A 14,165-nucleotide genomic window follows, 5' to 3' on the forward strand; every position below is an offset into this window, starting at 1 on the left:
AGCTCCGACAAGAGCAACGTTCACGCTTCTCCTCCCGAAGGTCATTTCATTGAATCACCGGTTCAGCCGGCGGAATCGCCGGCTGAACCGGTGCTTGTCACAACAGGCGCAATGGCTCATGCCGATTACGCCGGCCTCGTCGAGCCACGCCGTCGTGGGACGACGGCGGCGGTTGCTTCGGCGGCGGCGTGTGAGAGTTCGGGGAGGACGGCGCCGTAGAAGGTGGCGGTGAAGTGTGGGCTGGAGTGGCGGAGTCGGTTGGAGATGACTTTCATGTGGACGCCTGCGGCGAGGCCCATGGTGGCGGCGCCGTGGCGGAGGTCGTGGAGTCGGATGGGTGGTAGTCCGGCTTGGGTGGCGAGATGGTGGAAGTGGTCGGTGACATCGGCGGGGTGCAGCCGACCGCCGGTCGGGGTGGTGAACACCAGTCCGGTCTTGGTCCAAGCGGTGCCGGCGGCGAGGCGTTCGCGGTTGTGGCGGGTGCGGTGGGCGCGGAGGACGGTGATGGTTTCGGTGTCGAGGGCGATGGTGGCTTCGCTGTCGGTGGTTTTGGGTGTGTCGATGGTGGTGGCCCAGCCCTGTTGGACGAGTTGCCAGCGGACGGTGAGGGTTTTGGCGTCGAGGTCGAGGTCGTCCCAGTGCAGGCCGCAGGCTTCGCCTCGGCGGAGGCCGGTGAAGGTGATGAGGTGGTAGAGGGCGTAGAGGCGGTCGCCTGCGTCGTGGGTGTGGTCGAGGAACCGTCCGGTGTGTTCGGGGGTCCAGATCATGACCGGGCTGGGGGTCTTGCCGGTGTCACGCCAGGTCTTGACCCGTTGGTCGGTCCAGATGGTGGGCCTGGGTGGTCGGGCTCGGGGTAGCTCGACCAGGAGGGCGGGGTTGATGTCGAGGTAGCGGTGGCGGCGCATCGCGTCGTTGAGGGCCTTGCGGAGAGTGGCGTGGATGACGTGCATCGTCCTCGGGCCGACGACCCGCTGGTTCTTGACCTGGTCACGTTTAGCCGGGTCCCGGCTGGCACGCAGGGTCGCGATGGTGGCGTTGCGTTCGGCGATGGCTTCGTACATGGCGTCGATGTGGCCGGGGCGGAGCCGGTCGATGCGCAGGTGTCCGAGGTGGGGGATGAGGTAGAGGCGGATGTGTCCTTCGTAGGAGCGCAGGGTGCCTTTCTTGATGTTCTTGCGGCCGGCGAGCCAGTCGGTGAGGTAGTCGGCCATGGTGGGGAGTTCGGTGGGGGTGATGTCGAGGTGCAGGGTGCGGCGGACCTGGTCGGGGGTGGGGACGGGTGCGCCGGTTTTGACGGCGGTTTCGATGAGGTCGCCGGTTTTGGTCGTGGCGTGGGGGTCGGTGGGGTCGGGGACGGCGAGGGCGGCGCGGATGCGGTCGAGGATGGTGTCGGCGTCGGTTTGGGTGGGGTAGGGGCCGTGGCGCAGTGTGCGGCGGGTGCCGTCGTTGCGGGCGGGGATTTCGATCTGCCAGTGCCATTGGCCGTGGTTGCGGGACCATCCGCCTCCGGGGCGGCGCAGGTCAGGGCAGGAGCGTCCCAGGCGGCGGCCGGTGGTGGTGTCGCGGCAGCCGCAGCGTTTGAAGGTGGAGCCTTTCATCCGTCGTCTCCGGGGTGCTCGACGTGGTGCCGCCAGCGGTGGTGGGTGTAGTCCGCTGGTGGCGGGGTCGTTGCATCCACGCTCGACACCGTCACCGGATCAAGTCGCCGGCCGTCGTGGGGGTTCGGGGTGGGGTGGTCGATGAGGAGGAGTCGGAGGAGGCCGGTGACGGGGACGATGATGCGGGTCCCGGCGCGGATGAGCGGTGTGGGGAAGGTGTCGGTGGCGGCGAGGCGGTAGGCCTGGGACCGGCTGATACCGAGGACCGCCGCGGCGGTGGGCAGGGTGGTGGCGGCGCCGAGCGCGCGGATCCGCTCGGCGGTCCACGGCACGTTGGTAGACGGGGGTGGGCTGGTCGGTTGGGTGTCATGGTTCGGGGTGGTGTGGGCGTTCATGGGGCGGGGTCTCCTGACTGCGGTGGATGCGGTGCAGAGGTACGCACGGTGGTAGGCGTGGCGGGTTCTGGTGCTGTCGAGGGGGTGCTGTGGTCGGCGGGTTCGGGAGTCTGCTGGCCGGTGGTGAGGGCTGGTGGGGGTTGGTCGGCTTTGAGGATCTTCAGTAGCTGGGATGCGCGGGTGTTGGACACGGTGTGGCCGGTGGCGCGCAGCGCGGTGGCCAGGGCGGCGCGGGTCAGCGGCCGGCCTTCGGCGGTCAGGTCCTCCTGGGCGCGTCTGGCGACCAGGAGCAGGGCTTCGGTGTCGGTGGGGTGGGTGGACGGTCCGCGCCGCGACGGCCGACGCTGGCGGACCGGTCTCCCGGTCCGGGGGTGGTCCGGTCCGGTGTGCGGGTGGTCGTTGCTGGTGTCGTGGACGGTCCGCGCGGGCAGACGCCGGTCCGTGGTCGGCAGGGTGGGCTGGGCGTCGGTGTGGTCCGCCGGAAGCTGGCTTGCGGTGGCGGCGGACGGGTCCGCTGGTCGGGCGGTGGACGGGTTCGTGCCGGCTGGTGTGGGTTGGGGTGGGTTGTTGGTGTAGCCGAGGGCGATCTTGACCATGACCAGGAAGCCGAGCGCGGGCACGGCCGCGGCGGTCCAGCCGATCGGGGACGGCTCGGCCTCCACGACCTGCGCCGCGAGCGACAACGCCACCGCGCAGGCCAACACCGCCGCCGGGAACACCGCCGACACCTGGGCCCGCTTGCGGCGGCGCAGTTCCAGGCCGGAGGCGATGGACATCAGCTCCAGCACGATCGCGTCCGCCCACGCCAACCACCCCGGCTGACCATGAGCAGCGGCCACATTGTGGACGTGGGTGAAGCTGGCCGCACCCGCCGCCCCACCAATCGCCAACATGATCACGACCTGAACGAAACCCTCCACCGGGCTCCGTCCCGGACCAGCGTCCGAGTCACGGGATGAGCTCGTGGCCGACCACCTCCCCGGACCGGACCACCAGCGCGCCCGGTCCACCCGTATGTGCGGACCGGACCAGCGGACGGACGGTCCCCGTGTGCCGGACCAGGAGCGTGGATGGCTCGGTCCGTGGCCGGTCCGCGGACCGGCCACGCGGGTGCCGGGACGATACCTCCGTCCGCTCGCTATCAGGGCTGCCCGGTGCTGTCACCGGTCTGTCAGCAGCCTCCGGCGAGACGCCGACAGACCAGTGACAGAACGACCCGGGGGCTGTCGTCTCGCACGCCGGCCACTCGATGAAGGGGTCCGGGGAGGTGTCGTCGGTCATGCCGCCTCCCTGGTCGGGTCACGGTCGTCGAGGACCCAGGCCGACAGGTCAGCCAGCGTGGAACGTCGCCCGTCACCGCCGGCCACCGCCCACACCTCCTCAGCGGGACACAGGCCCGCCGTATTGGCGTGGTCGCGGGCACCGGTAGCGACCGGCACCAACGGCGGCGTCTCGGCCCACATCCGGCGCAGGTTGCGTTCCCGGGCGGCGGAATGCAGCCAGAACAACACCGGCCACGCCCGCCCCATCGCGGCGAACCACTCCCGGTAACCGACCAGCTTCCCCGTCAACACCGACAACGGCTCACCACCGGTGTCGTACTCCACGAAGAACGGCACCACCCTGCCGCCGGTAACCCACAGGCCGTAGCCGTCCGGACGGACCCGGGGCTGGTAGGCCCGCACCAGAGCCGGATCCCCCGGCCGAGTGAACACCCCCGACCGCCGGCACGCCGCCTCCGACAACCACTCCCCCAACCGCACATCCGGATGAGTGCGGGCGTAGCCGGCGAGGCCGGTGAAGAAGCCGTTCACCCCCAGGCGGTGCTCCAGGGTGCGACTCGACGTCCAACGGCGCCGCTCCGCCCGGGCGTGATCACGACGGGGCGGACGTTCGTCGCGGCCGGCGGCGACGACCTCCGCGCCGAGCTGATCGATGACGTAGTGGTACGGGTAGGAGCCGCCGTCGGCGCGCTGGGGGCGGAACCGCGCCACCAACCGCAACCGGTACAACGTCCGCAACCGCCGCTGACAGAAATCCAAAGACGGAAACAAGGCATGCGCGAGCTGGAACGACGTCAACACACCGTGGTCGTACAGCCAGCCCAGCAACACACGATCACGGACGGTCAGCTGGGACTGGACCCGAAGAACCGGATCATCCACCAGCCACCACCTCCCCTCCAGTAGGGAATGCCAGCCCCAGGGGGAGAGACCCGAAAGCATGCAGGGTCTGTCGCAGGACAAGCCGACGGCGCTGACAGTCGACCTGACCAGCGGTGTGAGACACGACAGGGGGTCCGTTCCGGCGTCTGGTTGAAGACTGACCTCAACACCGACGCCAACCCGGACCCCGCAACGGGCACCGAAACGGGATCTGTCACCGCCACCGGCACCGATCCGGAGCGCACAGAAACGAGATGAACCACGAACACAACAACTCCTTGATCGAAAACAATGAGAACGCGCGACGACAGTCACGACGCCGCAGGGATACGCAGCCACAGCCAGTGCGACGGACTACGGAGAAGCGCACTGTGGAGTTGCCAACCAACACGCCGACCGGGCATCCGGTCGACCCGAGAGCGGATGAGGACAGCAATGACCGACACGACCACCAGAAAGGCGGTCGCGGCAGCAAGAACGGCGACAGCAGCTACGGAGAGCAGGGCGGCACACCCCCGCGCCGGCAGGCGGCGCAACGCAGCGGGAGACAAACGCCCCGAAAGCCGTCGACATCACGGCTCTGTAGTGCCTCGAATCAACCCGCCGGAGAAAGATCCTTCATCGCGAACCCCCTACCACTCAAAACCAACGACGATCCGCCCACCCCGAGCCTCGAACGACCGACCGGCGACGCTCCCCTACGGAACGTCGCCAGCCTGGCCGATCGAACCCGGCAGACAGACCGCCACGCGATCACTCGCGTACCAGTACGCCTCCCCCGGCAGCACCCTGTCAACCAGCATCACCAGCAGCCGATCACCACGTCTCCGGACCCAGCCGGACGCACCGACACCCACCAACCCGCACTGGACCCCAGCGGCACAAATCCACGCCCGCAACAGGCAGAAAAATCTTGAACAACGCTCGCAAACGTCTCACTTCATGAGACGATCTTCTGACCCGAAGCACACTTGCGGGCCAGAAATCGAGCCCGAAGAGGGCCCGTTCGCATGACCGAGGCCCAGACGACCTCCGCCTCTCAGAGGACGTCTGATTCACGTATTTTGTGTGTTTTGTGGTTGTGGGGGTTCTCGCCAGGTTGGGGTGGTTTCGGTGGTGAGGCGTTTGGCGAGGTTGTCGATCATGGCGAGGGTGATCATGCTGGCGGAGTTGTCGGGTCGGGTTTCGTAGTCGCGGACGAGTCGGCGGTGGTGCATGAGCCAGCCGATGGTGCGTTCGACGACCCATCGGCGTTTGACGACGCTGAAGCCCTTGATTTGTGGGTCTTTGGTGACGATCTCGACGTCGACGCCGAGGTGTGCGCCGTGTTCGATGACGCGGTTTTTGAAGCCGGCGTCGACCCAGGTTTTGGTGAGGGTGGGGTAGGTGGTGGTGGCCTGGTCGAGTAGGTCCATGCCGATGGTGTTGTCGCTGGCGCTGGCGGCGCAGACGGTGACGGCGAGGAGGAGGCCGAGGGTGTCGGTGATGATGCCGCGTTTGCGGCCGACGATCTTCTTGCCGGCGTCGGTGCCCTGTGTGGACAGTGGCACGTTGGTGGAGGTCTTGACGCTCTGGCTGTCCATGATGGATGCGGTGGGTGTGGTGGTGCGGCCGTGGTGGTCGCGGACGAGGCCGGTGAGTTGGTAGTTGAGTGCGGTGAAGATGCCTTCTTTGCTCCAGGCGGCGAAGTAGCCGTAGACCGTGGCGTGGGGTGGGAAGTCGTGGGGTAGGTAGCGCCAGGCGATGCCGGTGCGGTTGACGTAGAGGATCGCGTTGAAGATGTCGCGGAGGTTGTGGGTGGGGGTGCGGCCGCTGACGCCGGCGTCGGTGCGGGCTTGTCGCCAGGCGGTCAGCCGGGGTGCGATCAGGGCCCACCGGGCGTCGGACAGGTCGGACGGGTAGGGGCGTCGTGCGGTCATGCGTCAGGCGTACGGTGTCGGGGCGACGGCTGGGCGGACGCCATGTCCGCCTATGCGGGGATGAATGTGAAACAGACACGATCCCGGGGTGGAATGCACTGAAGTCGGGCAGGTCTGCGTCCGCCGTTATGCGCTCTTACTGGACTGGTTCGGACATATCGCGCTACCGATATCCAAACATGAATCGGCCACTACTGCCCCGAACGCGAAACAAACGTCCAGTGAGAGGGTGCCTCAGTTGCCCATCTCCGGCGAGACAGGAGATTCGCTCACCAGCAGAACCCACGGTTGTCGGCGGGTGCCGTCGGCGCCCGGCTACGGCGAGCGGCCCTGTCGGTGTGCCTACCTCACTCTCGCGCTGTTCTACCCGTGCTGGTCGGGGGTGTTGAGGATCAGCAGGAACCGGGCTTTGGTGTCGGTGTCGGCGAGTGCGAGCGTCTGGTCCAACACCGCCTGCGCGGCCATCTTCGGTGGCGTGGGCGTGCGTCGGTGTTCCCAGCCGGAGACGGCCGCGTCGCTCGCTCCCAGCCGTTGAGCGAAGTCGTGGACGGTCATCCGTAGCGCCTCCCGCAACGCGCGGACCTCCCGCTCGGTCCACCGACCGACGACCACCGCCTCACACTGGCACCTTCTCGGCTCCGCCGGTGCGCTCGGCTGCGCCTGAACGGTGGGAGCGATAAGGCGGGCAGCGCGTTGCCGACGCTCGCGGTCACGTGCCGATGCCCGCTGCTCGTGGAAGTCCCGCACCAACGCGGCGACCTGGTCGAAGGCGGCCAACAGCGCCCCGTTGGCACCGACCACGTCGTCGGCGTCGCACCAGAAACCCCGGATGCTCATGTCCCGAGCGGTCTCAGCGTTGGCCAGCGTGCTACGCGAGTAGCAGATCCGCTTGGCCAGTTGCGCCTGCGTCATCCCGGCAGCGGCACGCCACCCGGCCAACTGCCGACCAAGATCCTTACGTTGCTCGGCCACCAGCCCCGAGGTGATCCCGTCCACCGAGCCGAACCGTCTCGGCAGGACCGGCGTAGACCCCACTCCCCCACCCCGTCGAGTCGACTGCACACCTACGGTCATCGACGCCCCCACCGGCCCACGAACCGACACCCGAGGGACCAACCAGTCACGGCAAGAGAACCAGCCGGCAGAAGTACAGAGTCGTCCGCTACGGCGGTGAACGGCCAGATGCGCGCACCGAGCTGCCCACCCAGGACAAAGGCCTGGGCGTCAGCACCGTCGGAGCGCCCCACCGCGAACGCGGCCGGGTCGACGTACAACCTCACCGGCAACGCCGCCGCCCCCGCGGCTGCGGCCGGTAGCCCACGACTGACATTCGACCGTGCCACTGCGACACCAACAGACCCGACGAGTGCGGTCACAAGCCGACCGACGGGCACTCCCCCTCCGAAGATCATTGAGCCCGCACCGCGAGGTGGAGTTCATCGCCGCCGAGTAGGCGGCGTGGAGGCGGCAGCAGCCGATGCGTCTCGGGTGTCTTCTACCAGTCGATTGGCTTGCCGTCGGCGAACAGGCCGCCGGTCGGCCCGTCGGGTGGCAGGGTGGCGAGCCACACGGGTGTTTCGGCACCTTCCTTCGGCGTTCGGTCGGTCTCTCCGTACGCCATCCTGGTGTTCATGCGTCCCGGTGAGCATGCGTTGACCAGGATGCCGGTGCCGGCGAGTTCGGCCGCGAGGACCCGGGTCAGCGCGTTCAGAGCCGCCTTGGACACGCGATAGGAGACGTTGGTGTCGCCCATGGTGGCGAGTGAGGCGAGGTGGCTGCTGATGTTGACGATGCGGCCGTAGCCGTTCTTCTTCATCTCCGGCACGGCGGCGGCGCAGCAGCGCCACGCGCCCAGGAGGTTGGTGTCCAGGGCGCTGCGGACCCGCTCGAAGTCGGGGCTCGCCGCTGTCTGACCGCGGTCGATGGCGATACCGGCGTTGTTCACCAGGACGTCCAGCCGGCCGTGGCGCTTTGCGGTGTCGGCGAAGGCACGCGCCACGCTGGCCGGGTCGTTGACGTCGAGTTGGTGTGCGCTGGCGGATAGTCCGTCCCTCGTCAGGTCGGACACCACGTGGTCGACGGAGTACTCGTTTCGGCCCGCGAGCACCACGTGCAGGCCTTGCTCGGCCAGGTTGCGGGCGATGGCTGCGCCGAGTCCACGGTTGGCGCCGGTCACTACGGCGACCCTGATGTCGTCAACCATGGTCAGACCCCCAGGGTGGCGAGCTGGTCATCGAGGGCGCGAGCGCGCGGGTCGGCCTTGGTGAACGGGAGCCGCTGCCGTGCTCGAACGACGCGGCGCATGTTCCGTTCCGATGGGGCCTCACGGATCAGTGGTATCGCCTCCGCGACGAGCGATGCCGCGTGGTCGGCGTCTCCGAGTTGCGTCTGCGCCGACGCGCGGCGAATCACGTATGTAGCCCGGTCGCGCACCTTGGTGGCTGGAACCAACCGGAGCGTACGGCTGAAGTACCCGTCGGCTTCTTTCGATCGGCCCAGATCCAGGTAGCAGGTCCCGACCTGGGCGTTGAACTCGGATTCGTCGAAGTACCCAAGATAGGCGGGCTCTGTGTCGGTCGATGTTATGCGATCGAACTCGATGTCGGCCTGTTTGAGGAGGCGTTCGCATGCCGTGCTGTCGCCGATCGCTGCGTGAGCCCTGGCCTCCCGTAGCGCCAGCATCGCGGCGGCGCGTGGGGTCGCCCCTTTGGCACCCTCGTGGGCGCTACGCGCCAGCTCCAGTGCCTCTCGGGGGCGGCCGAAGTCGTAGCACTGCAGGCTCATCGATTTGAGGATGTTGGCTCCCAGCAGTCGGTCGGCGGCGGCGTATGCGGCGTGTAGTGCGGCGAGCCAGTAGCGCTGCGCCGCTGTGTGCAGGCCAGCGCCGAACGACGCCCAGCCGGCCATCCTGCCGAGTTCTGCCGCCAAGGCGTACAGTCGCTGACCTACCACAGCCGTGTAGGCGGATCGGTCGAGGACATCCACCACCATGCCGAGTTCGGCGTGGATGAGGGCCCGGGCTTGGTCACCGCCTCGGGTCGCCTCCAGGAAGCGTAGTCGCGGAAGGCCCTCTTCCATCCGTTCTACCAGGTCAGCGGTCACCTGGCCGCCTCGCAGGACGGCAACGAGTTCTCGGGGTTCGATGGTCAGCCACGCTTCGGCGATGCCGGCCAGGGGCACGCCTGTGATCTTCATGAAGGCACGGCGGTCCACGTGTGCGTACTCCAATGCGTTGACGAGTGCCTGCAGTCCGCCCGACTGGGTCCATCCGAAGGAGGTCGGGATCGGGTCACCGGCGGGAAGCCACTGCGGCCATGGCGCCTCCCGCACGCGCTCCTGCGGAATGTCGAGTACCGCGGCGAGAGCGAGCTGGCTTTCGAGATCGGGGACCACTCCCCAGTGCTCCCACCGCCACGCCTTCTCTCGCCGGGCGGCCATATTCCGGCTGTGCTTCGCGATCGCACTGACCACGTCCTGGTATGTCCACCCTCGTGCAGCGCGCACGACGCTGAGCGGGTGAATGAGGCGATCCCGATCGGATACCGGTAGCTGCGACGCCATCGCTGCCTCCTCAATGCCCAAGGATGCGACCTACAGCTCTTTGGTCAAGGCGTGGTCGCGGCCGTATCGAACGTGAGCGAAAGTTGTATTCAGATGCCTGGATCTCGCTTTGCTCATGCCACCGATCGGGGGCGGTGGGGAAGCCTTGCCGGCTCACGCGGCGTCGCGGTCGTGCCGTGCAGCCCTCACCGCTTGTCCGGCTGGCTTACGTGCGGTGGTTCAGGGTGTCGAGGATCAGCAGGAACCGGGCTTTGACGTTGCTGTCGGCGAGCGTGAGCGTCTCGTCCAAGACTGCTTGTGTGGCCATCGTCGGTGGCGGTATGGGCGTGTGGTGGTGTTCCCAGCCGGAAACCGTCTCGGGCGATACCCCGAGGTGGCGGGCGAAGTCGGGGACGGTCATCCGGAGCGCCTCGCGGAGCGCGCGGGTCTCGTGTCCGGTCCACCGGCCGACGACCACCGTCCCACACCCACAGTCAGCCGTCGCCGCGTGAGTGGCCCGGGTGGCGGTCCGGCCGGCGCGTCGCTGGCGTTCCTCGTCCCGCGCCTGCGCCCGCTGGGCGTTGAAGTCCCGTACCAGTGCGGCCATCTGGTCGAACGCCGCGAGCAGCGCCCCTTGTGCGTCGACGGCCCGGTCGGCGTCCTGCCAGAACCGGCGCACGCTGGTGTCCCGGCCGATCTCGGCGTTGGCGACCGAGCTGCGGGAGTAGCAGATGCTGCTGGCGAGCTGCATCTGCGTCAGTCCCTGCTCGGCACGCCACGCGGCCAACCGGCGGCCGAGGTCCCTGCGCGCCTCGGCCACCTGCTGCTGACTGATCAGCCCCGGCAAGCGCAGAGCCGACGAACTCCGGCCATCCATGGCCGGCTGCGAGACCCGCACATTCGTCATCGGTGCCGCCGGTCCGAAAGCCGGGACACCTGGCAGAGGCTTGTCGTAGTCGAGGGCACACTCGGTCGAGCCGCGAGGCGGTCCCGCGCGACATCCGACGGTTCGATCATCACTTCGACGGGTCCCGCGAGGACCGCGACAGCGCCGGTCGCGTCGTCGTGACGGACCAGCGCCGTGACAGTCTCGGCGTGGACGTTCACGGTCACCCGCACCGCCGCCGCTCGGGCCATGATGACCGGACCAGCCGCGATCACTACCGAAACCGGGCGGCCCGGGTCGACACCGGGGGGTGAGGTCCAGTTAGCTTCTGGTCCTGGTTTCTCCGGGCTCGCTTCAGGATCCTTGGCGTGTCCCTGGATGATGAAGAAGCCGAGATCAGCGTTGGTCGTCATACCGAGGACTTCCCGCAACGCCGTGCGGTACGGCTCGAACGGCCACCGGTGCTCCCCTCGTTCGAGCTTGCCGATGTAGCGGGCGTCAACGGCGCTGCGGCATCCCGCGTGCGCGTGGGTGTGGGCGTTGACCGCGTCAGCCAACTCCTGTCGGGACATCGGCCGCCCCGAGCCGGACGGAGACGGCAGCGCCAGCCGAGCCGCGCGAAGCAGGTTGTTCGGCCCTGGGTGATAGGCCACGACGTTGTTCTCCCGATGTGTTCGTGTGCTGTGCAGCGGGCGACCGGCAGGGCATGAGAACCGGACCTGTCACCGCTTGCGCACGGTCAGGTGGAGATCCTGAACGGCCAGGTGGGTGAAGTCGGGTAGCTGATCCTCGTCGAGGGTGACCCCGCGCAGATTGCCGAGACCGGTCTTCAGGTCGTGCAGGCCGTTGCCTCGCAGGTCAGCGCCATGGAGGTGGCAGGAGTCGAGTTCCAGGCGGGCCAGTTGGCAGGACCGCAGGACGGTGTTGGGTAGGCGGCAGGACGACCAGGTGGCGTCGGTGAGAAGGCAGTCCACGAAGGCCACGGCTCCGGCGGCGGTGACCCGGGTGAGGAACGCGTAGTCGAAGCGGCATCCCTCGAACAGCACGTCCTTCAACCGAACATCAGTCAGCCGGGTGCCGGTGAACCGGGAACCCGTGACGGCACAGCGCTCCATGCTGACGCCGGACAGAGTCGTGCCGGAAAAGTCGGCACGGGTGATCTCGCAGCCGAAGAGGGACCCGTCCTCCCAGCCACTCTCGCTCACATCGACGCCGACGAGCCGGCTACCACGGATAGTAACGCCGTCGAGGGTGCCGCCACGCCAGGAGACGTTCTCGATGGTGGCGTCGCTGAGGTCGTCGGTCGGGTCACTGATGGTGTCGAGATCGTCAGGGTCCAGTTCCGGGAGCAGTATCCGCAGCTCGCCGACTGTGGTGGTCCGCATGTGGTCCTTTACCTGTTCCGAGGGGCGGTGCGAGACGGGCCGGCCGCCGCACCACCCGAGTGTCGGGAGTTCGCTGTCAGCGCTTCTTCTTGTCCCAGTTGTCCCAGCCCGGACGGCTGTCGAATTTGCCACGGTTGTCCCAGGTGGGTCGGTTGTCGAACTTCGCGGCGTCGATCGACGCTACCGCCTGGGACGGTGCGACACCGAGACTGTCGAGGTGGTGCGGTGGAGCGTTGACGAGTGCGGCGAGGGCGTCGGTCATGCTGGTCCTCCGGTCGGGGTGAGATGGTCCGCGGTGGCGCGGACGAGGGCCTGTCGGGTGGTGCGGCAGAAGTTGGTCTCGCGGACGGTGAAGGTGCCGTGTTCGAAGTAGCGGTTGCCGGCCTGTCCGCCACGGCAGAAGTCGTAGAACCCGCACCGGTCGGCGCAGTCGTTGAGCGCGGTGACGAACTCGGTCACGTAACGCAGACCGCCGGCCCGGCCGATCATCGCGATGATCGGTTCCGCGACCACGTTGCCGGCAATGAAGTCCCCGTACTCGGAATCGGTGATGCCGAGCAGTTCCGGTGACAGGAGCACGACCTGGCCGTTCCAGGACACCGTGGGAATCGGTTCATGGGGTGTGTGGTCGACGTGTCCGGCGCGGGCGGCGGTGAGGTAATCGGCCAGTCGGTCCAGGTCACGGATACGTAGCCCGCTACCGGCGGTTCGGCGTTGCACGAGCCGCCGCCAGAAGCGGTACGCGGCCTCCTCCGTCACCGGTTGCCGGGCGGCGCCTTCCTGCTCCTCGATGTTGAAGCCCACAGACTGGCACCCAGGCAGGTCGGTGAAGAAGTCGACTAGGTCGTCGGCGTGGTCGATGGTTTCCGGAGTGACAACACAGATCACCGAGTACTCCAGACCCGCGTCAGCGAGCACTTGAACGCCGCGCATCGTCCGATCGACCGTCTGTCTACCGGCGCGGTCGACCCGGTTGCGGTTCAGGGTGCCGGGGCCGTCCACGCTGACACCGATCTCGAATCGGTAAGCGGTAAACAGGTCACACCACCGCTGGTCGATCAGGGTGGCGTTGGTCTGGATCTCGTGACGCACCCGACCCGTTCGCCGTAGCGGCTCGAAGGCAGTGAGCAGGTTCCGGAAGTGGCCGATCGGCGTGGCGGTGGGCTCGCCTCCGTGCCAGACGACGCTGACGGGATGCTCGCTGCCCTGCTGCTCGATGGAGGTGGCACAGGCCCGCGCCACCTCCACGGTCATGAGACGGCGGGACCGGCGGTCAGGCAGGTAGCAGTAGGCGCAGTCGAGGTTGCAGAAGCTCGTCGGCTGCACCACCAGGGTGTGAAACACCTCCGCGATCGCCGGCCGCCCCACAGCGGTGATCACACCGATGCCGCTCACGATCACGCCTCCCTCGAAGACACTGGGGCGTCGGTCGTCGCCCTGGGAGAGCCGGCGCGTCGCCTGGCCCAGTCGACGAAACGATCGAACAGGTCCTCGCAGTTGCTCGTCCCGCTGGCGTCCGGCTGGCTCAGGTCGTCGATGGCCTCGTGCAGACATCCGGCCAGATAGAGGAACAGGCCGACCCGATTGCCCGCGTACTCCGTCAGGAGCGCGCTCCTGGCCCCGTCGCAGGGCCATGGATGGCCGCAGGCGCGGCAGCCCCAGTGCGGACGCGACGGCACATGCTCATGGCCCATCGGGCTGCGACGGCCCGCCGCAGTCGCCGGAGGGCTTTGGTCAACGCTCACCGGCGGATCTCCCGTCGGGTCCGCTGCGCGAAGAACCGACGCCACACGTGGGTCAACAGCGGCGGGTCCGCGGTCCCCGCCGGCACGGGTTCTGTCGACGCCGTTGGGCCGGGCCGCTCCTGCTGGCCGTTCGCGTACGGGGAGACGTACACCGTCATGCCTGCTCCCCCGTCACGACGCGTCCTTCGCAGCGGTGGGTCCACCGGGCCCGGTGGACCCACCGCTGCCGGCCGGCGGCTCAGGAAGGGATTGACCGCCACCCGCCCACGCAGCCCTTCTGGCGGTACGCGGACGAGGAGTCACCAGTGCTGCCGACGGACTGGCCGGTGACGGCAGTTGCGGAGGCGTCGGGTCGCGTTCCGGCCTGTCACCGCTCGGCACATCCATCCGAAGCTCCCTGCTCTGAGACTGACGCTGACCTACCGGCGCGCCCTGGGAAGGCGGCCCGGCACACCCACCCTCGCCCGGGGCAGGGCGTGCACGGAATGTCCTGTCGGTGCACCGCCGGTGCACCTGCGGTAACCCCAGGTGC

14 protein-coding genes are annotated in these 14,165 nt (G+C 68.2%); all 14 read right to left on the reverse strand.

Features of this window, described 5'->3' with window-relative positions:
* Nucleotides 1-125 precede the first annotated feature (125 nt).
* The gene (locus ACWCHM_RS21745) at nt 126-1,598 is read right to left on the reverse strand and encodes a tyrosine-type recombinase/integrase (protein WP_454219604.1); all 1,473 of its coding nucleotides are present in this window, start codon (nt 1,596-1,598) and stop codon (nt 126-128) included.
* Complete coding sequence (locus ACWCHM_RS21750) at nt 1,595-1,993, reverse strand: hypothetical protein (protein ID WP_454219606.1); 399 nt, start codon at nt 1,991-1,993, stop codon at nt 1,595-1,597. Before ACWCHM_RS21750 ends, ACWCHM_RS21745 begins: the two co-directional genes overlap by 4 nt.
* On the reverse strand, nt 1,990-2,886 hold the full coding sequence (locus ACWCHM_RS21755; protein ID WP_454219607.1) for a DUF2637 domain-containing protein: 897 nt from the start codon (nt 2,884-2,886) through the stop codon (nt 1,990-1,992). The genes ACWCHM_RS21750 and ACWCHM_RS21755 overlap by 4 nt, the downstream gene beginning before the upstream one ends.
* Nucleotides 2,887-3,270: 384 nt before the next feature.
* On the reverse strand, nt 3,271-4,158 hold the full coding sequence (locus ACWCHM_RS21760) for a replication-relaxation family protein (protein ID WP_454219608.1): 888 nt from the start codon (nt 4,156-4,158) through the stop codon (nt 3,271-3,273).
* Nucleotides 4,159-5,213: 1,055 nt separating this feature from the next.
* Entirely contained in the window at nt 5,214-6,077 is an 864-nt protein-coding gene (locus ACWCHM_RS21765; protein ID WP_454218921.1) for an IS5 family transposase, read from the reverse strand.
* A 363-nt stretch (nt 6,078-6,440) separates the two neighbouring features.
* Nucleotides 6,441-7,073 (reverse strand): helix-turn-helix domain-containing protein, encoded by a 633-nt coding sequence (locus ACWCHM_RS21770; protein ID WP_454219609.1) that lies wholly within the window; start codon nt 7,071-7,073, stop codon nt 6,441-6,443.
* Between the two features lie 499 nt (nt 7,074-7,572).
* Nucleotides 7,573-8,280 carry an SDR family oxidoreductase gene (locus ACWCHM_RS21775; RefSeq protein WP_454219610.1) on the reverse strand — a complete coding sequence of 236 codons (708 nt, stop codon included), beginning with the start codon at nt 8,278-8,280 and terminating at the stop codon, nt 7,573-7,575.
* A gap of 2 nt (nt 8,281-8,282) precedes the next feature.
* Nucleotides 8,283-9,638, reverse strand: a complete 1,356-nt coding sequence (locus tag ACWCHM_RS21780; protein WP_454219611.1) for a transcriptional regulator — start codon at nt 9,636-9,638, stop codon at nt 8,283-8,285.
* Nucleotides 9,639-9,843: 205 nt separating this feature from the next.
* Complete coding sequence (locus tag ACWCHM_RS21785; protein WP_454219613.1) at nt 9,844-10,464, reverse strand: helix-turn-helix domain-containing protein; 621 nt, start codon at nt 10,462-10,464, stop codon at nt 9,844-9,846.
* Between the two features lie 56 nt (nt 10,465-10,520).
* Nucleotides 10,521-11,075: a hypothetical protein gene (locus ACWCHM_RS21790; protein ID WP_454219614.1), complete on the reverse strand. Its 555-nt coding sequence runs from the start codon at nt 11,073-11,075 to the stop codon at nt 10,521-10,523.
* A 150-nt stretch (nt 11,076-11,225) separates the two neighbouring features.
* Nucleotides 11,226-11,888, reverse strand: coding sequence for a pentapeptide repeat-containing protein (locus ACWCHM_RS21795; protein ID WP_454219616.1), 663 nt, complete (start codon nt 11,886-11,888; stop codon nt 11,226-11,228).
* 76 nt (nt 11,889-11,964) lie between these two features.
* The gene (gene amcA / locus ACWCHM_RS21800) at nt 11,965-12,150 is read right to left on the reverse strand and encodes a multiple cyclophane-containing RiPP AmcA (protein ID WP_363809604.1); all 186 of its coding nucleotides are present in this window, start codon (nt 12,148-12,150) and stop codon (nt 11,965-11,967) included.
* The gene (gene amcB / locus ACWCHM_RS21805) at nt 12,147-13,283 is read right to left on the reverse strand and encodes a cyclophane-forming radical SAM peptide maturase AmcB (protein ID WP_454219617.1); all 1,137 of its coding nucleotides are present in this window, start codon (nt 13,281-13,283) and stop codon (nt 12,147-12,149) included. Before amcB ends, amcA (ACWCHM_RS21800) begins: the two co-directional genes overlap by 4 nt.
* A 346-nt stretch (nt 13,284-13,629) precedes the next feature.
* On the reverse strand, nt 13,630-13,791 hold the full coding sequence (gene amcA / locus ACWCHM_RS21810; protein ID WP_454219619.1) for a multiple cyclophane-containing RiPP AmcA: 162 nt from the start codon (nt 13,789-13,791) through the stop codon (nt 13,630-13,632).
* Nucleotides 13,792-14,165: the final 374 nt, after the last annotated feature.

It is taken from the genome of Micromonospora sp. SCSIO 07396, from assembly GCF_053667945.1.